Here is a 26793-nt window from a genome sequence, read left to right on the forward strand (position 1 = left end):
AGGTGAGTTTTACGATACATACTAACCAAAATAATGTATCTCATTGTAAAAAGTTCTTTCGTATTGAGGTAGTGATAACATGTAGCTTGAATTTGGTCAGAATGAAGAAAATATGTACTATCTAAAGGAGTATACAATTCGTAGATTAAAGTGAAGACAGCGTCTTATAATAAATAGAACGCATTACTTTAATCGATGCTGTTAAATAAAAAAAGAAGGTACTCCCTTGATTATCTTCTATAAGAGATAATCATCAAACCTTCGTTAAAAATTATATACGTAAATGAAAAAGAGTTCAACCGTATTGCTTCTTTTCAAAAAAGTATGTAAAAAGAACCGCTTCTTAGTAAGAAGCGGTTCTTTTTTATACTTCTGTTAAAATAATCGGTTCGCCACGTGTTACGACAACTGTATGTTCACATTGTGCAACAAGGCTTTTATCAGGTGTAACGAATGTCCAACCATCATCGCCACGTTCGATAATGTGATCAGCTTTCATAGAAATGAATGGCTCTACAGCGATAACAAGACCGTCTTTTAGAAGCGCATTATCCATTGGATCAAAATAGCTTAAAATGTGGTTTGGTGCTTCATGTAAGCTAAGACCAATACCGTGACCAGTTAAATTTTGAATAACATTGTATCCATTTTTATGTGCAAAGTTTGAAACGGCACGACCAATTTGGTTTTGTTTTGAACCAGCTTTCACCTTTTTCATTGCTGCCCAAAAGGCATCAACAGCTGCTTGGCAAAGCTTTTCTTTTGCTTCATCTTCTCCAAGTACAAATGAAATACCTGTATCTGCATAATAACCATCAAGTGCTGCAGATACGTCGACATTTACAAGGTCGCCTTCTTTTAATACACGATCACCTGGAATACCGTGAGCAACTTCTTCATTTACACTGATGCAAGTTACGCCAGGGAAATCATATTCTTTTTCAGGCGCAGAAATAGCACCATGCTCATCTAATACTTTTTTGCCAATCAAATCAAGCTCTTTCGTTGTCATACCTGGCTTCGCTTCTTTTTTCATTTCTTCACGTGCAAGCGCAACGATGCGGCCGATTTTTCGTAAGCCTTCTAAATCTTGTTCATTACGAATAATCATGAAAACCACTGTCCTTCCTCGAATATATATCTTACCCGATTGTATCATGTTTATTTTCGTCCTGCTACTCGCTTGCAGTATGGTGGATTGATTCCTCTCATAAAGAATACATGACAATTGTCATATCGATGTCATGACGCATCATACTGTTTCCTAAGTTTTCCAAGGAATACAATGTAAATATAAGAAACAGCGGGGGTGGAGAGATGGAAAAGATTATTGAAGTAAATAGTGTTTCTAAAACATTTAAACATAAAAAAGCAGTAAATAACGTTTCATTTCATGTGAATAAAGGAGAAATCGTAGCATTGCTTGGACCGAATGGTGCAGGGAAAACGACGACGATGTCGATGATGCTTGGATTAAAGGATCCAACGGAAGGAACGGTTTCTATATTCGGAAAGAGTCCAAAGCATAGAGATGTTCGTAATAGCCTCGGTGCGATGTTACAAGAAGTAAGTGTCATTGATAGCATTACAGTGGAAGAAGCAATTGAGTTATTCCGTAGCTATTATACGAATCCGGTAGCGAAAGAAACGTTACTACAGTTATCAAATTTAGAATCGGAGCGAAAGCAAAGATGTGAGAAATTATCAGGAGGTCAAAAGAGAAGGTTAAACTTTGCACTCGCACTTGCAGGAAATCCAGACTTGTTATTTTTAGATGAGCCGACAGTTGGAATGGATATTACGTCTCGAAGAACGTTTTGGGAAACGATTCGAAAGTTAGCAAGTGAAGGGAAAACAATTATTTTAACGACGCACTATTTAGAAGAAGCAGATGTATTGGCAAATCGTATTTTACTGTTTGCGAATGGAAAGATTATCGCAGACGGTACACCAGATGAGATGAAAGCAACGATTTCTCGAAAAACGATTTCGTTTTATTCGAAAGAAAAAATTCCTAAGAGTGTACTAAAGGAGTTGCCGAATGTAACAGAAGTACAGTCAAATGAAGGGCGTTTCATCTTAACAACTGAGGATACCGATGCAACTTTACAAGCAATTTATAAAAAGAATTTACCTGTAACAGACGTTTCCGTTGAACGTGGAAGGCTTGATGAAGCATTTGAACAGTTTGTCGCAAATCAGAAGGGAGAAATAGCATGAAAGCACTATGGATGCAATGCAAAATAGAAATTTTACGTACATTCCGTAATAAATTATTTATCTTTTTCTCATTATTAATGCCAGTTATGTTTTATTACATTTTCACAAACGTTATTCAAGTACCGCAAAACGGTGATGCATGGAAGGCGCATTATTTAATTTCAATGGCAACTTTCAGTATTGTAGGGACTGCGTTGTTTAGTTTCGGTGTAAGAATTTCTCAAGAAAAAGGGCAGGGATGGACACATCTTTTAAAAATTACGCCACTTCCAGAAGGTGCATATTTAACAGCAAAGATCATTGCTCAAACAGTAGTAAATGCTTTTTCAATATTAGTTATCTTTATTGCAAGGATATTAATTAATCATGTGGAGTTAACGGTAGGGCAGTGGATTGGTGCTGGATTATGGTTATTGTTAGGGGTAACACCATTTTTAGCATTAGGAACAGTAATAGGTTCTATTAAGAAGGCTGATGCAGCTGCTGGCTTAGCGAATATTTTAAATATGAGCTTAGCTGTAATTGGTGGGCTATGGATGCCGATTGAAGTATTTCCAAAAATATTGAGAACAATTGGTGAATGGACACCGACATATCATTTCGGAAGTGGTGCGTGGGACATTGTAGCTGGAAAATCAATTGGATGGGAAAATATCGCCGTACTAGGAGGTTATTTCCTTATATTTGTTGTAGTATCAATATATATAAGAAAAAGACAGGAAGCGGTATAAATGACAGAGAAGAAGAGGATTGAGATTTTTCCGAAACATATGGGATTCTTTCCGTATATGTGGCTCGTTTATTTGTTATTTCCAATTTATAATTTAACACAAGTATCGGGATGGAAGCTTGTAATAGGAAGCGGTATGTTGATAGTTTTCATGATCACATACCGTCAACTTTATTTTGTTCAGAAGACGTTCATTTTGTGGGCTTGTATTCAAATGATACTTACGCTTTTATTTGCTTTATTTTATAATCCCTTCATGATATTCTTTGGCTTTTTCACAGCAAGTGCAATGGGGTTTGCACCAAGTAAGAAAGTATTTCGGATATTACTATGTTTGTTAGTTGTAATGCTTGGAGTATTTGTATTTATAAATATGAATCAACTAACACCGACAAGTTTAGTAAATATCGTTCCGATGTTTATTTTAATGCTTCTTACACCATTTGGTATGCGCAATTTTAACCAGAAAAAGATGTTAAGAAATCAATTAAACGAAGCGAATGAGCAAATTAAGGACTTAGTAAAACGTGAAGAGAGGCAGCGTATTGCAAGGGATCTTCATGACACGCTCGGGCATACGCTATCTCTTATTACGTTGAAAAGTCAGCTTGTTGAAAAGCTAATCGTCAAAAATCCAGAGCGCGCAAGTACGGAAGCGAAGGAGATTACACAAACATCTCGAACTGCTTTAAAACAGCTAAGGGAATTAATTTCTGATATGCGCATGATTACGGTAGAAGAAGAGCTTGAGCAAATAAAAGCGATCTTACAAGCTGCTAATATTGAATTAGAGATCAAACAAGAAACGAGTGCAAGTTCGCTATCACCCATTGAACAAAATATTTTAGGAATGTGTTTACGTGAAGCTGTTACGAATGTTGTAAAGCATAGTAAGGCGACGCGGTGCATAGTTTCTGTACGAGAATTACAAGGTGAATTGATTTTGATAGTAGAAGATAACGGAATTGGTTTAGCGGATCAAAATCACGATGGGAATGGTATTCGTGGTATGAAGGAGCGAATCGCTCTTATTGATGGATTTGTTGAACTGGGTACGATTAATCCAGGAACACTATTAACAGTAAAAGTTCCAGTTGTTATTAGAACAGGAAAAGATGAGGTGAAGGCATGATTCGAATTATTATTGCAGAAGATCAGCGAATGCTTCGTGGTGCGTTAGGAGCCCTACTCGATCTAGAAGATGATATTGAAGTAATTGGGCAGGCTGCAAACGGGGAAGAGGCGCTAAAACTAATTGAATCGTTAAAGCCTGATGTAAGCATTATGGATATTGAAATGCCAATTCAAAGTGGATTAGATGTTGCGGAAACGTTAAAGAAAGAAAATTCAGCGTGCAAGGTAATGATTTTAACGACATTTGCGCGTCCTGGATATTTTGAACGAGCAATGAAAGCTGGTGTGCACGGATATTTATTAAAAGATAGCCCAAGCGAGGATTTAGCTGCATCGATTCGCAACGTAATGAAAGGTAAACGAGAGATTTCTCAAGATTTAATGTTCGGCTTATGGCAGGAGCAAAATCCGTTATCAGATCGTGAAAAAGAAGTATTGCTACTTGCGAAAGAGGGAAAGACGGCAAATGAAATCGCAAAGGCACTTTATCTTTCGCCAGGTACAGTACGTAATTATATTTCTGAAGTATTAACGAAGCTTGATGCGAAAAATAGAATTGAGGCAATTACAATTGCGGAAGAAAAGGGATGGATATGAAAAGAAGTTTACCTATGAATGGTAAACTTCTTTTTTCTTATAAACAAGTATTTCAATAGAGAGTTTCGTCACAGTCGCATCGCTCAGGATTTGAAGTATATCGTGTAATTTAGATTTTACTTCATTTTTCGACAAAAAATTTGTTATAGTAAGATTAGGTTGTTGATCTAAGTTTTGGACAACTTTACCACTAATAGTTGTGATTACTCCATTTTTATCTACTTTTACAATGAGATCTTGGCCATATACTTTATAGTTTTTATATGTTTGTGCAAGGCGAGCTTCGGTTTGATTTTCTTTTGTTGCTTTATTTGTAGGTTGGGAATCGATATTCATTTCAGTTGTCATTCACTTTTGTTGAGCTTCTGCCTCATTTATCTCACCTTTTAAATACTTTTTCAGTATGTTTTTTTCGTATCATTTTGAGGTTGTGTAATTTTTTAAGCGTTAAATTAGGCTAAGTAATTTCAAATTTTACTTCATTTCTGTCTAATTCTTGGGTGTGAATAACTTCTGCTACTGCTAATAAAGGAAAAAGAAGACCGAATGTAACGAAGGCACGGACGAATCTTCTATAATTTATTTATAAAACTACTAATCTATTATTATATGTGAGACGAATTGTATGAAGAATTTGCCGAATTTTATATATATTATGCATTATTTCATGTCAAAAATTGTCGAACTCACATTATTGTAGTGGTATGACAACTTAACAAATTATATTGTTATAATGGGATGGTGAGTAAGTATGCACGCAGAAAAATTAGGAAGTGAAATTAAGAAAATTAGGGTAATGCGGGGATTAACACAAAAACAGTTATCCGAGAACATATGTCATCAATCGGAAGTGAGCCGAATTGAATCAGGCGCAGTATACCCAAGTATGGATATATTGCAAGGTATTGCAGCAAAGTTACAAGTTCCCATTATTCATTTTTATGAGGTACTCATTTATTCAGATATTGAGAGAAAAAAGCAGTTTAAAGATCAAGTCATTACGCTATGTAAGCAAAAAAAATATAAAGAGATTTATAATAGAGTATGGAATGAGCTGAAAAAGGAAGAATATCATCCCGAATTCCAGCAGTTTCTTCAATGGCAATATCATGTAGCAGCTTACATGTTGAAGAAAATTGATTACGAATATTGTATTTTAGAATTGAAAAAATTGTTAAACCAACAACTAGCTGGAATAGATGTATACCAAAACCTCTATATAGAAAATGCAATCGCAAATATTTATGCTGAAAATGGCTATTTTAAGAAGAGTATTGAGTTATTTGAAGGTATATTGAAACAATTAGAGTCATTGCATGATAATGAAGAATTCGACGTGAAGGTAAGATATAATCATGCAAAAGCACTATACTTAGATAATCAATATGAACAAGCCTTATATCAAGTGAATAAGGCGATTGAAATATCTTGCCGAATTAATAGTATGGCATTAATTGGGCAGCTGTACTATCAAAGAGGTGAATGTCTAGAAAGGTTGGAGTATGATGAGGCAGAGATTGAAGATACATATAAGAAAGCAAGTTTCTTTTTTGATATATTAGAAATGCATGCATATAAAGAGGCAATCGTAAATAAAATCAATGAATGAATAACCCTAAAAAATGGATATGCATAATTGCATACGGCATGGATAAACTTTCATGATATATTAAAAGAAAAAATGTGGGTGATGGAATATGAAAAAATTACTTATTGGTAGTTTATTAACGTTAGCAATGGCATGGGGTATTTCATTAACAGATACAGCTTTAGAGAAAAGCCAAGTAATTTCTCATAATGATCAAGAGGTACAATTAGCTTCGGACCTACCTTTTGAATATTAAAAAAACAACCGTCTTACTTAGACGGTTGTTTTTTTGTGGAGTAACCTCCAAACGTCTTTACTAGAAACGGGCTTGCTAATAAAGAATCCTTGAATGTGGTCACAGTTTTGCTCATATAAAAACTTCCATTGTTCTTCGGTTTCTACACCTTCTGCGATAACTTCTAAATTTAGTTCTTTTGATAGTGTAATAATGGAAGAAATAATCGCTTCCTCTAAAGGACTAGTTGTAATTCCGCAAATAAATTCTCGAGCAATTTTTAATGTGTTAATTGGATATTTTGTTAAATAAGCTAAAGAACTATAACCAGTTCCAAAGTCATCAATTGAAATTTGAATACCGAGATTTTGAAGTTGTTCTAGTTTTGCAACTACAGATTGATTTTGGTTAATGGCGATACTTTCTGTAATTTCGATATCTAGTGCTTCTGGTTGTAACTCTGTTTCTTCTAAAACTTTTGAAATAGTTGGGATTAAATCTGCATGATTAAATTGAACTACAGATAAATTTACACCGACTTTTAAGTGAGAGAAACCTTGATTATGCCATCTTTTCGCTTCTAAGCAAGCAGTACGTAAAATCCAATTTCCAAGTTCAATAATGAATCCAGTTTCCTCTGCTAGAGGGATAAATTGGGCTGGGGATACGATACCGAGCTTTGGATGTTTCCAACGAATTAATGCTTCAAAACCAATAACTTGTTTTGTTTTTGTGCTTACTTGTGGCTGGTATTCAAGGAAAAATTCATTTTGTTGTAATGCTTTTGAAAGTTCTCCTTCTAAGAAGTTACTCTCATTTTGAGCGATACTCATTTCTTTTGAGAAGAAAACAAATCGGTTTTTTCCATTTGCTTTCGCGCGATACATAGCCATATCAGCATTTTTCATTAATGCTGTTACATCAGTTCCACAATCAGGGTACATTGCAATTCCGATACTTGGTGTAATAGACAGTTCTTCATCTTTAATGAAGAATGGTTTGTTTAAAATATTTAAAATCTGTTCAGCTATAAAGGCCGCACTTTTTTCTGAGTACATATCTGGTAATAGAATTGTAAACTCATCTCCGCCTTGGCGAGCAACGACATCTTTTGAACGTAGGCAACTGCGTAATCGTTTTGCTACTTCAATTAATAACAAGTCTCCGACGTCATGACCGAGTCTATCGTTAATTTTTTTGAATCGATCTAAATCAAGAAATATGACGGCAACATCATTTGCGCTAGCCTGAGCGGTATTTAAAATGTTTTTTAAATCTTTTTCAAACTTACGGCGATTTGGTAATCCGGTAAGTGCATCATGAAAGGCTAAATGTTCTACTTGTTTTTGTTTTTCATATAAAGTTGTAATATCACGTGCTATGCCAAACATCCCGACAACTTCCTTGTTTATGAAAGTAGGGATGAGTGTAATGTGAAGGTAATAGTAGTAACCTTCTTTTTCCTTTGTGCGAACTTCTAAAGTTTGTGGTCTACCTTCTTTCGTTAGTTGTAAAGCTTTCTTTAGTAAATCATGGTCTTTTGAGTCAATAAAGTGTAAAAGGGAATAGCTTTCTACTTCACAATAGTAGGCAGTAAATAAGCTTTCGCAAGCTGTATTAGACTGCTGGAAAATACCATACATATTTAAAGAGAAAACAGCATCCGGGTGATCTTCGAATAAAGATTTATAACGTTGTTCACTTTTTGATAAAGCAGATGCACCTTCTTCTACTTTATCTTCTAGTTGTGTAGTCAACTGCTCGTATGTATCGATTAGTGCCTGATTATCTTTCCACATATAAAGTTGTCGTAAGAATAATAAGATAAGAGATAATACTAGACCGATCAACATGAACTTATCATCCCAAGGTTGAAAGATAATAAAAGAAAAAGTAATGATTATACTAAAATAAGGTAATATAAAGCGCACATAATCAAACCGATAATATTTTGTTTTCGTTTCATGCTGTATTGGTTTATCTAAAATATATAGTATGGATGACAAACCAATTAATAAAATCGAAGCAGTATGTATTAAGTAAGAGACTTCAGAAGAAGGTTTTATCCCTGCGTTTAATTGAAACAGGTGTATATATCCGTACACGAGTATAATAGTAAAGCCAATAATTAATGAAATTCTGCTAGAAGAATATTCTTCTCTTCTATATAGACTAATTACGGCGTAGATTACTAATGATTGTGCAATAAAATATCCAATTAAAACCCAGGTATCTGTTGTTAACATACGAAAGCTTGAAATGTCCAAAATAAAAGTTAAGGTAAAATAAATATTCATAATAACGATAAAGATGCTATCGAATGAAAATTGAGCTAGTCCTCTAATAGAGTAATGTTTTATGAACTTTATAGCAAAGCCAGAAAAGAGCAAAATATATTGTACGATAAAAAAGGGCAATGCCTTATACGAGAATATGACTTGGTCATATATAGAAAGTGAATGAAGAAATAGAGTTATCTCCATTGTCAATCCACATAGGCAAGTGCATAGTACTAAAACCCAAAATAATTTGTCACCGCGCTTCATTTTCTTAATTGCTTTATATAGGCAATAGCAAGAAAAGAGTGTAGCGAAAAAAAATAAGAAGAGAATTCCAATTTCTTTTATATTTAAGTCCTTAGGGATAAGAAATATCCAAAGAGAAAATATAATTATGTACATCGTGACAAAGTGTACGTATTTTTTTTGATTAATCATATTATGACTCCGTTTCAATAAAGTTGAATCACAGGTGGAAAATGCTAATTCCAATCATAGCATATAAAATAGGGTGTTTTTTACTAAAAAAATTACTTTTTTTGAAAAAAATAGCTCAACATTACAATTTACCATTGTAATGTTGAGCTACTTATTCTTTTTACCCCTCTTATAGAGGATAATTCATGTATGAATTGCAGCATCGCTAAATCTTTCTGTTTACTTTCAATCATAATATCGAAATTATGATTGATTTTTTTTGCAACGTGTAAGAAAGGTTTAATAAACTCTAAATCAATATATTCCGCGTGAGCCCTAAATTCTTTTTTTGATTTAGGAGAGGAAATGTGAACTTTAGGAACGATATTTGTATGTGACCAAGTTTCAAAAATTGCAGGAAGTAACTCTTCTAACGGTTCTTCGCAAAGATTTGCCATGTGATGGTGATAATCAAATACGAATGGGATCTTTTCTTTTTGGCAAATAGATAAAGTTTCAGCAGTTGTATATGTTTTATCATCATTTTCAAGTGTCATTTGCCTCTTTATATGTGCAGGAAGTTTTTTTATGTTGTCATGGAAACGTTCAACCGCTTTTTCTTTATTTCCGTAGGCACCACCTACATGGATGTTAATATAAGAAGAATCTGCAATGCCTATTGCATCTAATACTTTATAATGATAGGTCATATCTGTAATAGCGTTAGTCGTAATGTGTGGTTTGTCGCTTGTAAATAGTGTAAATTGATTCGGATGAAAACTTACTCGTAAATTATGTTCTTTAATTAATGCCCCAATTGTACGCCAAAGCGGTGTGAACAATCCGATGTAATCAAACTCGACTTCGGGATGTGTTGCAAGTGGGACGATGGAAGAAGATAAGCGATATAATGGAATTTCATGCGCTATATTGTAATGAAGAATACGTATTGTATGCTCAAGATTCTGCCGCGTAACATCGTATAATTTATCTTCTCGTTCTTGTTTACTAAGCTTTTGAAAGCTTGTAAATGTCATCGTTTTAGCCGGAGAACAGTCCCAGAGTGCCATTGCATGTGAGACATATCCGAAACGCATAATCATAATGAATACATCTCCTTTATGCATTATCTTTCCTATAGGAAGAAAGCAAGTATTGTTCCTATCCATTCTTTGCCTCTATTAATGAGAGAATTCGGACTAACATCTTTCAAGGAAAGTAATGACGCATTTTCTAGATCTTCGTGGAATTTATTTTTTACTGTTTGTATAAAATGTTCATCATATAAAAGGCAGTTGATTTCATGGTTAATATATAAACTTCTCATATCAAAGTTTGCAGTTCCGATATCACAGATATAGTCATCAACTATAATAACTTTAGCGTGAAAAAAACCTTGTTGAAATGCGTAAATATTACAGCCAGCTTGTATTAACTTTCGGCAATATGGGAATTTTGCTTCTCGAACAAGGGGGTGATCCGCTTTTTCTGGAACGAGAATCGTGATTTGAACCCCGCGTTTTCGTGCTTCTAATAATGCGTTCATAATTTTTCTTCCAGGAATGAAATAGGGTGTACCGATAAAGAGTTCCTTTTTTGCACCTTCAATTAAATGTAAAAAAGTATGTTGTAAATAGGCACCATCAGTTGGAATAAATTGATGTTCGATAGTACCGGGTTGCTGTTTCGGAAAATAAAGAGAAGCGTCCAATAAATTTTGGTTTGTATCATCAAACCAGTCATGTAAAAATTGCTTTTGTAAATCTTGTACTCCTTCGCCTGTAAGACGTAAATGATAGTCCCTCCATAATCCTAACCGCTCATTATGTCCCAAATACTCTTCACCAATATTAAATCCCCCAATGTAACCAATTTTCCCGTCGATAACTGTAATTTTTCTATGGTTTCTTTGATTTGCAGAAAAGAAAGGAAAAGGAAACTTTACTTTGTGACAAAATGAAAAAGAGACACCATGTTTTTGTAGGGAGCGAACGGCCTCGTTTGATAAATGATGGCCCCCCAATCGATCGAGTAGAAGTCTTACTTCAATTCCTTCCTTTGCCTTATCAATAAGTAACTTTAAAAATTCCCGGCTGATTGTATCGTTTTTTACAATGAAAAACAAAACGTGCACATGGTGTTTCGCCTGTTTTATATCAGTAAATAGAGCGTCATACAAATCTTTTCCGTATGTATAAAGGTGAAAATCACTTTGACGTAAAGGGAAAGAACGAGAACGTACACGCCTTAAATGAACAATTCTCCCATAAGAAAGATCAATTACAATCCAGAGAGCAATACCTATTAATAAGAGAGATAAGAAGAACATGAGTAAATTCCCTCCTTCACGGTCTTTTCACCATTTGTTTTTTATAAATCAAACATTCATTTTATTCGGTTATTTGTGGGCTAATAATTAGTAGGGAGTAAATAACTTCTAATGATTAAAGTTTCACTTTATAGTTTCACCGAAATAAACAGCTTTATTAAAAAATATGTTGTTGTATAACAAAAAACTGTTGACTGAATGCTCACTCATTATATAATGAAGGTAGGGGATAAAATTCAGAAAATTATATGTTTTTGAAGATTCTAAAAAAGAAAGAGGGCTTACAAAGAGAGGGGTAGCATAAAAATGAATAGCTTACTGATCATGAATTGGCTAGCTGCCATTGCTGTTATTGCTTATGCGGGATATTTGTTTGTGTATCTTATACGAACGAGGATGGCCTACATACAGTTAGGAAAAAAGATTGAATTTGACCGTCGTTTTAAAGAGCGTTGGGATCTCCTTAAGGTCAATGTTTTCGGTCAGAAAAAGCTGCTGAAAGATAAAAAGAGCGGCATTATTCACGTTATGTTCTTTTACGGATTTATTCTTGTCCAATTTGGAGCAATTGACTTCGTTTGGAAAGGACTCGCACCAGGATCACATCTTCCACTTGGACCACTATACCCTGCATTTACATTCTTCCAGGAAATTGTCACACTTGTTATTTTAATTGCAGTCTTTTGGGCTTTTCATCGACGTTATGTTGAGAAGCTAGTTCGTTTAAAACGTAATTTCAAATCAGGCCTTGTTCTTATCTTTATCGGTGGCTTAATGATTTCTGTGCTACTTGGTAATGGGATGGGAATTATATGGCATGGCGAGGAGCTTTCATGGAGTGAGCCAATCGCTTCTGCAATCGCTTACGTTTTCTCAGGGATAAATGAAACCGTAGCCATTTCTGTGTTCTATTTCTCTTGGTGGGTGCATTTACTAATTTTGTTAACATTTTTAGTTTATGTTCCACAATCGAAACACGCGCATTTAATTGCGGGACCAGCTAACGTTTTCTTCGGCCGTCTTTCAAATCCAGGGAAACTTGAAAAGATTGACTTTGAAGATGAAACACAAGAAACATTTGGTGTTGGTAAAATCGAAGATTTTAGACAAAATCAGCTTATTGACTTATACGCTTGCGTAGAGTGTGGTCGTTGTACAAATATGTGTCCGGCAACAGGAACAGGTAAAATGTTATCGCCGATGGATTTAATTTTAAAACTTCGCGATCATTTAACTGATAAAGGAGCGGCAGTAACATCAAAAGCGCCTTGGGTTCCAGTAGTTGCTTTTAATAATACACAAGGAAATCAGTTAGCGATGATGGCAGCTGGGAAAGGGCAACAAGAATCAGCGGCTGCAACACTCGCTTACGATCCAAGTTTAATTGGAGATGTTATTACAGAAGAAGAGATTTGGGCTTGTACAACGTGTCGTAACTGTGAGGATCAGTGTCCAGTTATGAATGAGCACGTTGATAAAATTATTGATTTACGCCGCTATCTGGTTTTAACAGAAGGAAAGATGGATGCGGAAGCACAGCGTGCGATGACAAACATCGAGCGTCAAGGGAATCCGTGGGGTCTAAACCGTAAAGAGCGTGAAACTTGGCGCCAAGGTGATGATGAAGTAACGGTTCCAACTGTAAAAGAAAAATCGAAAGCTGGCGAGGAGTTCGAATATTTATTCTGGGTTGGTTCAATGGGATCATATGATAATCGTAGTCAGAAGATTGCGATATCGTTTGCGAAGTTGATGAACGAAGCAGGCATTTCATTTGCGATACTCGGTAATAAGGAAAAGAACTCTGGAGATACACCGCGCCGTCTTGGAAATGAATTTGTCTTCCAAGAGATGGCGACAAAAAATATCGAGGAATTTGAAAAAGCAGGAGTGAAGAAAATCGTTACGATTGACCCTCATGCTTATAACACATTTAAAAATGAGTATCCGGACTTTGGCTTGCAAGCAGAAGTCTATCATCATACAGAACTGTTAGCTCAGTGGGTGAAAGAAGGACGCTTAAAACCGGTTCACGCTATTGAGGAAACAGTTACGTACCATGATTCCTGCTACTTAGGAAGATACAACGAAGTATACGAAGCCCCGCGTGACATTTTGAAAGCGATTCCTGGTGTGAATCTTGTAGAAATGGCACGTAACCGTGAAACGGGAATGTGCTGTGGAGCAGGTGGTGGCTTAATGTGGATGGAGGAAACAACAGGTTCACGCATTAACGTTGCTCGTACAGAACAAGCATTAGCTGTACAGCCATCCATTATCGGTACAGGATGTCCGTATTGCTTAACGATGATTAGTGATGGGACGAAAGCGAAAGAAGTTGAAGAGAAAGTTCAAACTCTCGATGTAACAGAGATTTTAGAACGCTCAGTGATTGGACAGAAGAAAGAAGCAATCTAGTTTGTAGGAATGCATACAACTTTAGAAAGAGGTGCAATGATTGCACCTCTTCTCAACGTAGGGATACCGAGCGAGCGCTCAGTGTTAAAAAATGAAATGGGGGAAAGAAACATGAGTAAAACAGTTATTTTAAGTGCTGCAAGAACACCAGTTGGAAAATTTGGAGGATCTTTAAAAGATGTAAAAGCAACAGAACTTGGAGGGATTGCAATTAAAGCGGCGCTTGAAAGAGCAAATGTTTCTGCTAGTGATGTTGAGGAAGTTATATTCGGAACGGTTATTCAAGGTGGGCAGGGGCAAATTCCGTCGCGCCAAGCGGCGAGGGCTGCTGGAATCCCTTGGGAAGTGCAGACGGAAACAGTGAATAAAGTTTGTGCATCGGGGCTTCGTGCGGTTACGTTAGCGGATCAAATTATTCGTACTGGCGATCAATCATTGATTGTAGCTGGTGGTATGGAGTCGATGAGTAACAGTCCTTACATTTTACGAGGAGCAAGATGGGGATATAGAATGGGCAACAACGAAGTCGTTGATTTAAACGTTGCTGACGGTTTAACATGCGCATTTTCAGGTATACACATGGGTGTTTATGGCGGAGAAGTTGCGAAGGAAGATGGAATTTCTCGCGAAGCGCAAGATGAATGGGCATATCGTAGCCACCAGCGTGCGGTTTCAGCACATAATGAAGGACGTTTTGAAGAGGAAATCGTGCCAGTAACGATTCCGCAAAGAAAAGGCGATCCTATTGTCGTTGCAAAGGATGAGGCGCCACGCGCGGATACAACAATTGAAAAGTTAGCAAAATTAAAACCTGTATTTGATAAAACAGCGACAGTGACAGCTGGTAATGCACCAGGCTTAAACGATGGTGGTGCTGCACTTGTATTAATGAGCGAAGACAGAGCGAAGCAAGAAGGAAGAAAGCCGTTAGCGACAATTTTGGCACATACAGCAATTGCAGTGGAGTCTAAAGATTTCCCGAGAACGCCAGGTTATGCAATTAACGCATTGCTTGAAAAAACAGGTAAGACAATTGAAGACATCGATTTATTCGAGATTAATGAAGCATTTGCAGCAGTAGCAATTGCAAGTACAGAAATCGCAGGAATTGACCCAGAAAAATTGAATGTAAATGGCGGTGCAGTAGCAATGGGACATCCGATTGGAGCAAGCGGAGCGCGCATTATCGTTACACTAATCCATGCACTTAAGCAACGCGGCGGTGGAATTGGAATTGCTTCGATTTGTAGTGGTGGCGGTCAAGGCGATGCAGTGATGATTGAAGTTCACTAATTAAGATTAGAAGATATATAGTTTATTAAAAATTAAGGGGGAAGAAGAAATGGGTGTACAAAAAATTGTTGTAATTGGTGCAGGACAAATGGGATCAGGAATTGCGCAAGTATGTGCAATGGCAGGATACGATGTGAAGGTACAAGATTTAAAACAGGAGCAATTAGATAGAGGATTGGCTATTATTACGAAAAACTTAGCACGCCAAGTAGAAAAGGGGCGCATGAAGGAAGAAGAAAAGGAAGCGACATTAAACCGTCTTGCAGTAACGCTTGATTTAGATTGTGTGAAGGAAGCAGATCTTATTATCGAAGCAGCTGTCGAGAAAATGGATATTAAAAAGAAAATCTTTGCGAATTTAGATGAAATTGCTCCAGAACACGCAATTTTAGCGACAAATACGTCATCTTTGCCAATTACAGAAATTGCCGCGGTAACGAAACGTCCGGAAAAAGTAATCGGTATGCACTTTATGAATCCGGTTCCGGTTATGAAACTTGTTGAAATTATTCGTGGTTTGGCTACAGATGATGCGGTATACAAAACAATTGAAGATATTACGAAGAAAATTGGCAAAGTACCAGTTGAAGTAAATGATTTCCCAGGATTTGTATCGAATCGTATTTTATTACCGATGATTAACGAAGCAATTTATACGTTATATGAAGGTGTAGCGACGAAAGAAGCGATTGATGAAGTAATGAAACTTGGTATGAATCACCCGATGGGTCCTTTAACGCTCGCTGATTTTATCGGTTTAGACACGTGTTTATATATTATGGAAGTGTTGCATGAAGGTTTAGGTGATAGTAAATACCGCCCATGTCCATTACTGCGTAAGTACGTAAATGCAGGATGGTTAGGACGTAAAACAGGTCGTGGTTTCTACGTTTACGAATAAATCCCCCTTTGTTACAAAATAGTGGTCTTACCAAATTATTAAAAGGATTTATAGCAAATGGAGGCGGAGTATATGAACTTTCGTTTTAATGAAGAGCAACAAATGATGAGAAAAATGGTTCGAGATTTTGCACAGAAGGAAATTGCTCCCTTTGTTCCTAGTATGGAACAAGGGGTGTTTCCAAAAGAGATTTTGCAGAAGATGGGTGAGCTTGGATTAATGGGAATTCCAGCGCCTGCAAAATACGGCGGGGCAGAAATGGATTTTATTTCTTACATTTTAGCAATTGAAGAAATTTCAAAGGTAAGCGCAACGGTTGGTGTAATTTTAGCTGTACATACGTCAGTTGGAATGAACCCGATTTTATATTTCGGAACAGAAGAACAGAAAGAGAAATACGTTTCTAAACTTGCGACTGGTGAATATTTAGGTGCATTTGCATTAACAGAACCAAATGCAGGATCGGATGCAGGAAGTTTGAAATCAAGAGCTGTGAAGAAAGGCGATCATTACATTATTAATGGATCGAAGGTGTTCATTACAAATGGTGGTGAAGCAAGTACATATATTGTATTCGCTTCTACAAATCCAGAGGCAGGAAAGAGTGGGATTTCTGCATTCATAGTAGAGAAAGATACACCAGGCTTAATTATCGGTAAAGATGAGCATAAAATGGGACTGCTCGGTTCTCGCACTGTACAACTTACGTTCGAGGATATGAAGGTACCGGCTGAGAATTTACTTGGTGAAGAAGGACAAGGATTTAAGGTAGCAATGGCGAATTTAGATGTTGGAAGAATTGGGATTGGGGCGCAAGCATTAGGGATTGCTGAAGCGGCGCTTGCATGTGCGATTGATTATGCGAAAGAACGTGAGCAATTCGGAAAGCCAATTGCGGCGCAGCAAGGGATTGGCTTCAAACTTGCAGATATGGCAACTAGTGTAGAAGCGGCGCGATTACTCGTATATAGGGCGGCATCGCTAAGAGCGCAAGGATTACCATGTGGTAAGGAAGCATCTATTGCGAAATTATTCGCTTCTAAAACAGCTGTTGAAGTTGCGATTGAAGCGGTGCAAGTATTTGGGGGATACGGTTATACGAAGGACTATCCAGTAGAAAGATTTTTCCGTGATGCGAAAATCACGCAAATATATGAAGGAACGAGCGAAATACAGAAACTTGTTATTAGCCGAGCTTTATAAAAGCACAAGGGGGAGACGGGCATGCATTTTAAACTATCAGAAGAACATGAAATGATAAGAAAAATGGTTCGAGACTTTGCTAAGAATGAAGTAGCACCGACGGCAGCTGAGCGTGATGAAGAAGAGAGATTTGATCGTGCAATATTTGATCAAATGGCCGAGCTTGGTTTAACTGGTATTCCGTGGCCTGAAGAATACGGCGGAATTGGAAGCGATTACTTAGCATATGTAATTGCTATTGAAGAATTATCGCGTGTATGTGCTTCTACAGGTGTAACATTGTCTGCACATACTTCGCTTGCTGGTTGGCCAATTTTTAAATTTGGAACAGAAGAGCAAAAGCAAACATTTTTACGACCGATGGCTGAAGGAAAGAAAATTGGTGCGTACGGCTTAACGGAGCCAGGGTCTGGATCGGATGCTGGTGGAATGAAGACGATCGCCAAAAGAGATGGAGACCATTATGTATTAAATGGATCAAAAATATTTATCACTAATGGTGGTATTGCTGATATTTATGTTGTTTTCGCATTAACTGATCCTGAATCGAAGCAGCGTGGCACGAGTGCATTTATAGTGGAAAGTGATACACCAGGATTTTCAGTTGGGAAGAAGGAGAGTAAATTAGGGATTCGCTCTTCACCAACAACTGAAATTATGTTCGAAGATTGCCGTATTCCTGTAGAGAATTTACTAGGGGAAGAAGGACAAGGGTTTAAGATAGCGATGCAAACATTAGATGGTGGCCGTAACGGTATTGCGGCGCAAGCGGTCGGTATTGCACAAGGGGCTTTAGATGCTTCCGTAGAATATGCAAGAGAGCGTCATCAGTTTGGGAAGCCGATTGCGGCGCAGCAAGGGATTGGCTTTAAACTTGCAGATATGGCAACGGATGTGGAGGCGGCGCGTCTTCTAACATATCAAGCAGCTTGGCTGGAATCGGAAGGGTTTCCGTATGGGAAAGAGTCAGCGATGTCAAAAGTATTTGCAGGTGATGCAGCGATGAAGGTGACGACGGAAGCGGTACAAGTATTTGGTGGTTACGGTTATACGAAAGATTATCCAGTAGAGCGATACATGCGAGATGCAAAGATTACACAGATATATGAAGGAACACAAGAGATTCAAAGGCTCGTAATTTCTCGTATGTTAACGAAGTAGGATCAAAGGCGTAGGTATTTTCCTACGCTTTTTCCTTCCAAAAAATAATAGAGAGGTGAAGGGGATGGTTAAACATAATGTGCATGCATCAGTGAAAGATGAAAAATTAGTTGCGTTAAGGCGTGAACAAATGATTAAAGGTGCAGTACAACTGTTTAAACAAAAAGGATTTCCGCGTACAACAACGAGAGAGATTGCAAAGGCAGCTGGATTTAGTATTGGAACGCTTTATGAATACATTCGTACAAAAGATGATGTTTTGTATTTAGTTTGTGATAGTATTTATGAACATGTAAAAGAAAGATTAGAGGAAGTAGTTTGTACGGAAAAAGGAAGTGTAGAAAGTTTAAAGATAGCAATAACGAATTATTTTAAAGTGATGGACGAATTGCAGGAAGAAGTATTAATAATGTATCAAGAGGTACGCTTTTTACCGAAAGAATCACTCCCGTACGTATTAGAAAAGGAGTTTCAAATGGTAGGAATGTTTGAGAATATTTTAGAACAGTGTACGGAAAACGGAACATTTACATTAAATAAAAAAGAAATACAGCTTCTTGCGCATAATATTTTTATACAAGGACAGATGTGGGGATTTCGACGTTGGGCGTTGCAAAAGCTATATACGCTCGAGGAATATACAGACATGCAAATTAGGTATGTATTACAAGGGGCCCATATGCTTCCGAAATAAGGAATGCACAAATTATAATTTTACTACCCTATAAAAGTTTCCCGTTTTTTTTGTAGCATATTTGTGCGACTTTTGTTTATAATGAATAGTATGGATTTTTTTAAGCAGGCCGTTATATATAAGGTTATATTTGATGAAAGGAAGTGCCGCATAAGTGGATTTTAAGCAATATTCACCAGAAGAGCTAAAAGAATGTTCAATGATTGAAGTTGTACATAGCGTTTTAGGGGATAAAAAACAAGCAACGACATTCAACGAGTTGGTTCAAGAAATCGCTCAAGTGCTGGGACTATCTCAAGAGCAAGTTAATGCGAAGATCGCACAATTTTATACAGACTTAAACATCGATGGACGTTTCATTAATTTAGGAGAAAATCGTTGGGGATTACGTAGCTGGTACCCATATGAGCAAATTGATGAAGAAATCTTGCCTCAACCAAAACCGAAGAAGAAACGTAAAGTTGAAGAAGACGGTTTTGACGACTACATTGAAGAAGATGAAGATGACTTTGATGATGTAGACGGAAATGAAGACGAAGATGATGATGTAGAAGATTTGGACAAGGTTCTTGAAGACGAAGACGGAGACGACGATGATCTTGATGATTTAGAGGACGATGAAGATGACTTCGCTGAAGAAGAACTTGAGTATGATGAAACTGAAGAAGAAGAAGAGGAAGAACTGTAGTTCTTGACTTTTCATTATCGTCCATGTAGAATCATTTTTGGGCTCTTTAAAAAAGGACGATAATACTTTTAAAGTGTAAATATAAAAGAAAATTGCTCCCTACTTATTACTTTATGTGATGAGGGGAGCAATTTTCTTTTTTGTTTTTTGTTTAGAAAATAAAAAGAGTCTAACAATAAGATGGATACAGTGTTATCTACATACGTTGCGCTTTGCAACGGTGATTATATAACAGCAAAATAGAAGGGAGCTTTTTCATGACTAAGTATATTTTTGTAACAGGCGGTGTAGTATCGTCTTTAGGTAAAGGTATTACAGCAGCATCTCTTGGAAGACTTTTAAAAAATCGTGGTTTAAACGTAACAATTCAAAAGTTTGATCCATACATTAACGTAGACCCAGGGACTATGAGCCCATACCAACACGGTGAGGTATTCGTAACAGATGATGGTGCAGAAACTGACTTAGACCTTGGTCACTATGAGCGTTTCATCGACATCAACTTAAACAAATACAGCAACGTAACAACAGGTAAAATTTACTCTTCAGTTCTTCAAAAAGAGCGTCGTGGTGAATACCTAGGAGGAACAGTTCAAGTTATTCCTCACATTACTAACGAAATTAAAGAGCGCGTATACCGTTCTGGTCGCGAAACAAACGCGGACGTTGTTATTACAGAAATCGGTGGAACTGTTGGTGACATCGAGTCTCTACCATTCTTAGAAGCAATCCGTCAAATTAAGAGCGACATCGGTCGTGACAATGTAATGTACATTCATTGTACGTTAATCCCGTACTTAAAAGCAGCGGGTGAAATGAAAACAAAACCAACGCAACATAGCGTTAAAGAGCTTCGCAGTTTAGGTATTCAACCAAATATTATCGTTGTTCGTACAGAAATGCCTGTTTCTCAAGATATGAAAGACAAGCTTGCATTATTCTGTGACATTGATACAAAAGCAGTTATTGAAGCACGCGATGCAGATACTTTATATGCAGTTCCATTATCTCTTCAAGAGCAAAATATGGACCAAATCGTTTGCGATCACTTAAAATTAGACAATCCAGCTGCAGATATGACAGAGTGGACTGCGCTAGTTGAAAAAGTGCGTAACCTTTCTAAGAAAACAAAAATCGCTCTTGTTGGTAAATACGTAGAGCTTCAAGATGCATACATTTCTGTTGTAGAAGCACTTCGTCATGCGGGTTACTCTTTCGACACAGATGTAGAAGTGAAATGGGTAAATGCTGAGCACGTAACAGCAGAGAACGTACAAGAATTAGTAGGAGACACAGATGGTATCCTTGTACCAGGTGGCTTCGGTGATCGTGGTGTAGAAGGTAAAATCGTTGCAATTCAATATGCTCGTGAAAACAAGGTTCCATTCCTAGGAATTTGCTTAGGTATGCAACTTGCATCAATCGAATTCGCACGTAACGTATTAGGATTAGAAGGAGCTAACTCTTCTGAAATCAATCCTGACACACCTTACGCAATCATCGACTTATTACCAGAACAAAAAGATGTAGAAGACTTAGGTGGTACACTTCGTCTTGGTCTATATCCATGTAAGCTTGCTGAAGAAACAAATGCTTACAACGCTTACAATGAGCCGGTTGTATATGAGCGTCATCGTCATCGTTATGAGTTCAACAATCAATTCCGTCCGGATATGGAAAAAGAAGGATTTGTATTCTCTGGTACAAGCCCAGATGGCCGTCTAGTTGAAATCATTGAATTAAAAGATCACCCTTGGTTCGTGGCAGCACAGTTCCACCCAGAACTTGTTTCTCGTCCAAACCGTCCACAGCCATTGTTCCATGACTTCGTAAAAGCTTCTATTACGAATAAAGAGAGCAAGTAATAAAAAAGCGCCTGAAATAGGGCGCTTTTTTTAATATTCATTTAACATTTCATCGATTGTAAATTTGATTCCGTGATATGCAAATAAAGCTATCATTAAGCTTGGGAATCCGTAGCGATTACCTTCATCGTCTGGAATAAGCCCTTTTAACAGTTTTGTATCAATATGTACATCTGTATATTGTTCTAGTGATTCATTGCCTTCTTGAATAGCAGAGATGCCGACAATAGAGTGTCCATCTGCTTGCAGTTTTTTTGCTATTGCTACAACTTCTTCATCTGTTGAAAAACGGCTAATAAGAAGCACACGATCTGCAGAAGTTACTTCTACTTCTTTACCATTTTCAAAAAATCGTTTTGCTTGCTTCATTGGTTCAGCACCGAATAGTGCTTCAGCAACAACGCCCTCCATTTCATTTGTACCATGTAAATAAATGAAACCTTCGCCAACTAATGCTTGAGCAAGTAGACGGGCGCTATCTTCTATATTCATTTCCTCTTTTTGAGAAACTCTGGAGAAATAACCGCTTAATTGGGTTGAAAAAATTTTTAACATAATGTTACTCCCTTCGTACGTGTTTACCGGCTTTCATTATAGTTTATTTTTTTAGAAAGGTGAAATCGAAGGTGGCATAACAAAATAGGAAACGGTAAAATAAGAAAGAAATAGGAAGGAATTTGGTAAAGAATAGCGAAAATTAATCGTTAAGATATAAGAAGCTTTAAATCTTGTACTTACACAGAAAGGTTGGGAGTTATGGAAGGGAAAATTTTAATCGTTGATGATCAATATGGCATTCGTGTGTTATTACATGAAGTGTTCCAAAAAGAAGGTTATCAGACATTCCAAGCAGCGAATGGATTTCAAGCTTTAGATATCGTGAAAAAAGATAATCCAGATTTAGTTGTGTTAGATATGAAAATTCCAGGTATGGATGGTATAGAGATTTTAAAGCATGTAAAAGAAATTGATGAGAGTATTAAAGTGATTTTAATGACTGCTTATGGAGAGCTTGATATGATCCAAGAAGCAAAAGATTTAGGTGCTTTAATGCATTTTGCTAAACCATTTGATATTGATGAAATTCGTCAAGCGGTGAGAAATGAACTCGCTGTAGAGGCTTAAAAATGAATTTTTTATAAAAAATATGGAAAAAAGCGTTTACATGGACTATTGTGCAGGTGAATACGGTTGAGTTTTTGAGTACAAGTTGTTATCCTATTGAGTGTAGAAAAAAGTCCGGTATGTAGATATACATATTTTACCTTATTCTGGTCATACTACCAGCGATAAGAACTTATCGGATACAAAAAACGTTTTTTAGGAGGATTCACCATGCCTTTAGTTTCTATGAAAGAAATGCTAAACAAAGCACTAGAAGGAAAATACGCAGTTGGTCAATTCAACATGAACAACTTAGAGTGGACTCAAGCTATCTTAGCTGCTGCGGAAGAAGAAAAATCTCCTGTAATCCTAGGTGTATCTGAGGGTGCAGCTCGTCATATGACTGGTTTCAAAACAGTTGTAGCTATGGTTAAAGCTTTAATCGAAGAAATGAACATCACTGTTCCTGTAGCGATTCACCTTGACCATGGTTCAAGCTTCGAAAAATGTAAAGAAGCAATCGATGCAGGTTTCACATCTGTAATGATCGACGCTTCTCACCACCCATTCGAAGAAAACGTAGAAACTACTAAAAAAGTAGTAGAATACGCACACGCTCGTAACGTATCTGTTGAAGCTGAGCTTGGAACAGTTGGCGGACAAGAAGACGACGTAATCGCTGAAGGCGTAATTTACGCTGACCCAGCTGAGTGTAAGCACCTTGTTGAAGCAACAGGTATCGATTGCCTAGCTCCAGCTTTAGGTTCTGTACACGGTCCTTACAAAGGTGAGCCTAACTTAGGATTCGCTGAAATGGAACAAGTTCGTGACTTCACTGGCGTACCTTTAGTATTACACGGTGGTACTGGTATCCCAACTGCTGATATCGAAAAAGCTATCTCTTTAGGTACTTCAAAAATCAACGTAAACACTGAGAACCAAATTGAGTTTACAAAAGCTGTTCGTGAAGTATTAAACAAAGACCAAGAAGTTTACGATCCTCGTAAATTTATCGGACCTGGCCGCGACGCTATCAAAGCAACTGTTATTGGTAAAATTCGCGAATTCGGTTCTAACGGTAAAGCGTAAGAATAAAATTCCGTTTTGGAAACCGTCTACTCTTTTAGACGGTTTCCTTTCGTTGTATAATGAAAGCGTGAACAAGTCTAAAGATTTTATCATTTTGTTTTTGAAATAGAAAATAATGTGCATAGTCCTATTAATAAATGTGATAATGTATCTAAATTGATAAAGTAAATTCGATAAATAGTTAATCTTTATCTTTTTGTATTACAGGAGAAATGAAGATGATGGTTTCCTATTTATTGAGTGTTAGGGTGGAAAGAGTGATTGAGATTCTTAAGGGGGAGCTTTCTATAAAAATATAGAAAGTAAATACATTCACAAGAAGGGAGCTCAATATGGAAAAATTGCTAATTGAAGGCGGAAGAGCTTTAAATGGAACAATTCGTGTGAGTGGTGCAAAGAACAGTGCCGTTGCACTAATTCCAGCGACAATTTTAGCAGATACTCCAGTAACTATTGGTGGTGTCCCTAATATTTCGGACGTGAAAATGTTAGGAGACTTACTAGAGGAAATTGGAGGAAGAGTAACGTATGGACAGGAGGAAGAGATGGTAGTCGATCCTTCTAACATGGTTGCAATGCCTTTACCAAATGGAAAAGTGAAAAAATTGCGTGCTTCTTATTATTTAATGGGTGCGATGCTTGGCCGTTTTAAAAAAGCTGTTATTGGGCTTCCAGGTGGATGTCACTTAGGACCGAGGCCGATTGATCAGCACATTAAAGGATTTGAAGCGTTAGGTGCACATGTTACGAATGAACAAGGTGCTATCTATTTAAGAGCAGATGAACTACGAGGGGCACGTATTTATTTAGATGTTGTTAGTGTAGGAGCTACGATTAATATTATGCTAGCAGCTGTACGAGCGAAAGGTAGAACTGTTATTGAAAACGCAGCGAAAGAACCAGAGATTATTGATGTAGCTACATTGTTAACTAGCATGGGAGCACGCATTAAAGGTGCTGGTACAGATGTAATCCGAATTGATGGTGTGGATTCATTGCACGGTTGTCATCATACGATCATTCCAGATCGTATTGAAGCGGGTACGTATATGATTTTAGGTGCTGCGTCAGGAGGAGAAGTAACAGTTGATAATGTTATTCCTCAGCATTTGGAGTCAGTTACTGCAAAATTAAGAGAAGCTGGTGTCCAAGTTGAAACGAATGATGACCAGATTACAGTGAACGGTGATAGAAGATTAAAAGTAGTTGATATAAAAACGCTTGTATATCCAGGTTTCCCAACAGATTTACAACAGCCATTTACAACACTTTTAACAAAGGCGCATGGAACGGGTGTTGTAACGGATACGATTTATGGCGCACGTTTTAAACATATTGATGAATTACGTCGCATGAATGCGCAAATTAAAGTAGAAGGTCGGTCAGCTATCGTAACTGGTCCTGTTTTATTACAAGGTGCAAAAGTGAAAGCGAGTGATTTGCGAGCTGGAGCAGCTCTTGTTATTGCAGGATTGATGGCGGATGGAATTACAGAAGTAACCGGACTTGAGCATATTGATCGTGGCTATGAAAATATAGTAGACAAGCTTAAAGGGCTTGGTGCAAACATTTGGCGAGAACAAATGACAAAGCAAGAAATTGAAGAAATGAAGAACGCATAAGTGATACTTCCGCGAGGGGGAAGCGAAGCATCACTACTTGCGGAAGTACACTTTATAGAAAAACACGGTTCACAAAATACGGCAGAAATATAAAGACTTAAAGGAGAGGGATTATCGTGGAAAGAAGTTTATCTATGGAGTTAGTACGTGTAACAGAGGCTGCAGCTTTATCATCAGCGCGTTGGATGGGACGCGGGAAAAAGGATGAGGCAGACGGTGCAGCAACATCAGCTATGCGTGATGTATTTGATACAATTCCGATGAAAGGTACAGTTGTAATTGGTGAAGGTGAAATGGATGAAGCACCAATGCTATATATCGGAGAAAAATTAGGTACAGGATATGGTCCGCGTGTAGACGTTGCAGTTGATCCTTTAGAAGGGACAAACATTGTAGCAGCTGGTGGATGGAATGCTCTTGCTGTTATTGCAATTGCAGATCATGGTAATTTGTTACATGCTCCTGACATGTACATGGATAAAATCGCGGTTGGCCCAGAAGCAGTTGGGGCGGTCGATATTGATGCGCCTATTATCGATAACTTACGTGCAGTTGCGAAAGCGAAAAACAAAGATATTGAAGATGTTGTAGCGACAGTTTTAAACCGTCCACGTCATCAAGCAATTATTGAAGAAATTCGTAAAGCTGGTGCTCGCATTAAATTGATTAATGATGGAGACGTAGCTGGTGCAATCAACACCGCATTTGATCGTACAGGTGTAGATATTTTATTCGGCTCTGGTGGCGCGCCTGAGGGTGTGTTAGCAGCAGTTGCATTAAAATGTTTAGGTGGAGAAATTCACGGGAAATTATTACCACAAAACGAAGCTGAATTGGCGCGTTGCAAAAAGATGGGCATAGAAGACATCAACCGCATCCTTCGCATGGAGGACTTAGTAAAAGGTGACGATGCAATCTTCGCAGCAACAGGCGTAACAGACGGAGAACTACTACGCGGCGTTCAATTTAAAGGTAGCGTAGGAACAACACAATCCCTTGTTATGCGCGCAAAATCAGGCACAGTACGCTTCGTAGACGGACGTCACAGCTTAAATAAAAAACCGAACTTGGTTATTAAGTAAAAAGCGGAGGTGGCTTGCTCAGAAGGGGAAGGCATTGGAACTCCTGACGAAGAGGCGTTTTGTGCCTCGTAGGAAGAAGTGAAGCCACCGACCATTCTAGCTGCTGAAGCTGGATTAAATAAAAAGCGAAGACAAATTTTCTTG

Annotated in this window: 24 protein-coding genes; 18 read left to right on the forward strand and 6 right to left on the reverse strand. The window is 37.4% G+C overall.

All coding sequences use genetic code 11. The features are described from left to right. Window positions 1-364 precede the first annotated feature (364 nt). A complete protein-coding gene (gene map / locus PDQ40_RS15045; protein WP_002081265.1) occupies window positions 365-1159 on the reverse strand; it encodes a type I methionyl aminopeptidase in 795 nt (264 codons plus the stop codon). A 158-nt stretch (window positions 1160-1317) separates the two neighbouring features. Here map and PDQ40_RS15050 point away from each other — a divergent pair, with 158 nt between their 5' ends. Genes PDQ40_RS15050 through PDQ40_RS15065 form a run of 4 tightly spaced genes read left to right on the forward strand, consistent with a single transcriptional unit; the run spans window position 1318 to window position 4681 of the window. Beyond that, window positions 1318-2220 (forward strand): ABC transporter ATP-binding protein, encoded by a 903-nt coding sequence (locus PDQ40_RS15050; RefSeq protein ID WP_000411152.1) that lies wholly within the window; start codon window positions 1318-1320, stop codon window positions 2218-2220. After that, the gene (locus PDQ40_RS15055; RefSeq protein WP_270691480.1) at window positions 2217-2951 is read left to right on the forward strand and encodes an ABC transporter permease; all 735 of its coding nucleotides are present in this window, start codon (window positions 2217-2219) and stop codon (window positions 2949-2951) included. The genes PDQ40_RS15050 and PDQ40_RS15055 overlap by 4 nt, the downstream gene beginning before the upstream one ends. After that, a complete protein-coding gene (locus PDQ40_RS15060; RefSeq protein ID WP_270691481.1) occupies window positions 2952-4082 on the forward strand; it encodes a sensor histidine kinase in 1131 nt (376 codons plus the stop codon). It abuts the gene before it with no gap. Continuing rightward, on the forward strand, window positions 4079-4681 hold the full coding sequence (locus tag PDQ40_RS15065; RefSeq protein WP_000619261.1) for a response regulator transcription factor: 603 nt from the start codon (window positions 4079-4081) through the stop codon (window positions 4679-4681). Before PDQ40_RS15060 ends, PDQ40_RS15065 begins: the two co-directional genes overlap by 4 nt. A gap of 12 nt (window positions 4682-4693) precedes the next feature. Here the strand turns inward: PDQ40_RS15065 and PDQ40_RS15070 are convergent, their stop codons facing one another. Then, a complete protein-coding gene (locus PDQ40_RS15070) occupies window positions 4694-5017 on the reverse strand; it encodes a bacillolysin (RefSeq protein ID WP_033671088.1) in 324 nt (107 codons plus the stop codon). A gap of 415 nt (window positions 5018-5432) precedes the next feature. Between PDQ40_RS15070 and plcR the strand changes: the two genes are divergently transcribed. Then, the gene (gene plcR / locus PDQ40_RS15075; protein ID WP_000542921.1) at window positions 5433-6290 is read left to right on the forward strand and encodes a transcriptional regulator PlcR; all 858 of its coding nucleotides are present in this window, start codon (window positions 5433-5435) and stop codon (window positions 6288-6290) included. 88 nt (window positions 6291-6378) lie between these two features. Beyond that, a complete protein-coding gene (papR, locus tag PDQ40_RS15080; protein ID WP_000734741.1) occupies window positions 6379-6525 on the forward strand; it encodes a quorum-sensing peptide PapR in 147 nt (48 codons plus the stop codon). A 17-nt stretch (window positions 6526-6542) separates the two neighbouring features. Here the strand turns inward: papR and PDQ40_RS15085 are convergent, their stop codons facing one another. The 3 genes from PDQ40_RS15085 to cls form a co-directional block, all read right to left on the reverse strand. After that, a complete protein-coding gene (locus PDQ40_RS15085) occupies window positions 6543-9221 on the reverse strand; it encodes a DUF4084 domain-containing protein (RefSeq protein WP_002163455.1) in 2679 nt (892 codons plus the stop codon). 128 nt (window positions 9222-9349) lie between these two features. Further along, on the reverse strand, window positions 9350-10303 hold the full coding sequence (gene uvsE / locus PDQ40_RS15090) for a UV DNA damage repair endonuclease UvsE (protein ID WP_000605890.1): 954 nt from the start codon (window positions 10301-10303) through the stop codon (window positions 9350-9352). Window positions 10304-10335: 32 nt separating this feature from the next. Continuing rightward, window positions 10336-11529: a cardiolipin synthase gene (gene cls, locus PDQ40_RS15095; protein ID WP_000465816.1), complete on the reverse strand. Its 1194-nt coding sequence runs from the start codon at window positions 11527-11529 to the stop codon at window positions 10336-10338. Between the two features lie 306 nt (window positions 11530-11835). Between cls and PDQ40_RS15100 the strand changes: the two genes are divergently transcribed. The 8 genes from PDQ40_RS15100 to pyrG all read left to right on the forward strand — a co-directional run bounded on the left by PDQ40_RS15100 (window position 11836) and on the right by pyrG (window position 21752). Further along, a complete protein-coding gene (locus tag PDQ40_RS15100) occupies window positions 11836-13947 on the forward strand; it encodes a heterodisulfide reductase-related iron-sulfur binding cluster (RefSeq protein WP_001086790.1) in 2112 nt (703 codons plus the stop codon). Between the two features lie 9 nt (window positions 13948-13956). Next, a complete protein-coding gene (locus PDQ40_RS15105; RefSeq protein ID WP_001998670.1) occupies window positions 13957-15240 on the forward strand; it encodes an acetyl-CoA C-acetyltransferase in 1284 nt (427 codons plus the stop codon). Window positions 15241-15289: 49 nt separating this feature from the next. Next, complete coding sequence (locus PDQ40_RS15110; protein WP_000538858.1) at window positions 15290-16141, forward strand: 3-hydroxybutyryl-CoA dehydrogenase; 852 nt, start codon at window positions 15290-15292, stop codon at window positions 16139-16141. A 72-nt stretch (window positions 16142-16213) separates the two neighbouring features. After that, window positions 16214-17344 carry an acyl-CoA dehydrogenase gene (locus PDQ40_RS15115; protein ID WP_001011168.1) on the forward strand — a complete coding sequence of 377 codons (1131 nt, stop codon included), beginning with the start codon at window positions 16214-16216 and terminating at the stop codon, window positions 17342-17344. A gap of 21 nt (window positions 17345-17365) precedes the next feature. Then, window positions 17366-18505, forward strand: coding sequence for an acyl-CoA dehydrogenase AcdA (gene acdA, locus PDQ40_RS15120; protein WP_270691482.1), 1140 nt, complete (start codon window positions 17366-17368; stop codon window positions 18503-18505). 64 nt (window positions 18506-18569) lie between these two features. Beyond that, a complete protein-coding gene (locus PDQ40_RS15125) occupies window positions 18570-19199 on the forward strand; it encodes a TetR/AcrR family transcriptional regulator (protein WP_000238604.1) in 630 nt (209 codons plus the stop codon). 154 nt (window positions 19200-19353) lie between these two features. Then, the gene (gene rpoE / locus PDQ40_RS15130; protein ID WP_000346283.1) at window positions 19354-19887 is read left to right on the forward strand and encodes a DNA-directed RNA polymerase subunit delta; all 534 of its coding nucleotides are present in this window, start codon (window positions 19354-19356) and stop codon (window positions 19885-19887) included. Window positions 19888-20144: 257 nt separating this feature from the next. Continuing rightward, window positions 20145-21752, forward strand: coding sequence for a CTP synthase (gene pyrG / locus PDQ40_RS15135; RefSeq protein WP_000170454.1), 1608 nt, complete (start codon window positions 20145-20147; stop codon window positions 21750-21752). Window positions 21753-21782: 30 nt separating this feature from the next. On the opposite strand, the gene PDQ40_RS15140 is transcribed toward pyrG, so the two are convergent. Beyond that, window positions 21783-22307 (reverse strand): DUF2529 domain-containing protein, encoded by a 525-nt coding sequence (locus tag PDQ40_RS15140; RefSeq protein WP_000912421.1) that lies wholly within the window; start codon window positions 22305-22307, stop codon window positions 21783-21785. A 201-nt stretch (window positions 22308-22508) separates the two neighbouring features. Here PDQ40_RS15140 and spo0F point away from each other — a divergent pair, with 201 nt between their 5' ends. The 4 genes from spo0F (at window position 22509) to glpX (ending at window position 26649) form a co-directional block, all read left to right on the forward strand. Then, a complete protein-coding gene (gene spo0F, locus PDQ40_RS15145; protein ID WP_000398594.1) occupies window positions 22509-22877 on the forward strand; it encodes a sporulation initiation phosphotransferase Spo0F in 369 nt (122 codons plus the stop codon). A 210-nt stretch (window positions 22878-23087) separates the two neighbouring features. Beyond that, window positions 23088-23945, forward strand: coding sequence for a class II fructose-bisphosphate aldolase (locus PDQ40_RS15150; protein WP_001131850.1), 858 nt, complete (start codon window positions 23088-23090; stop codon window positions 23943-23945). A 332-nt stretch (window positions 23946-24277) separates the two neighbouring features. Next, window positions 24278-25567, forward strand: coding sequence for a UDP-N-acetylglucosamine 1-carboxyvinyltransferase (gene murA / locus PDQ40_RS15155; protein WP_000413260.1), 1290 nt, complete (start codon window positions 24278-24280; stop codon window positions 25565-25567). 116 nt (window positions 25568-25683) lie between these two features. Beyond that, window positions 25684-26649 carry a class II fructose-bisphosphatase gene (glpX, locus tag PDQ40_RS15160; RefSeq protein WP_000442336.1) on the forward strand — a complete coding sequence of 322 codons (966 nt, stop codon included), beginning with the start codon at window positions 25684-25686 and terminating at the stop codon, window positions 26647-26649. Window positions 26650-26793: the final 144 nt, after the last annotated feature.

It is taken from the genome of Bacillus cereus group sp. Bc061 (assembly GCF_027715825.1).
Taxonomy (GTDB): Bacteria; Bacillota; Bacilli; order Bacillales; family Bacillaceae_G; genus Bacillus_A; species Bacillus_A paranthracis.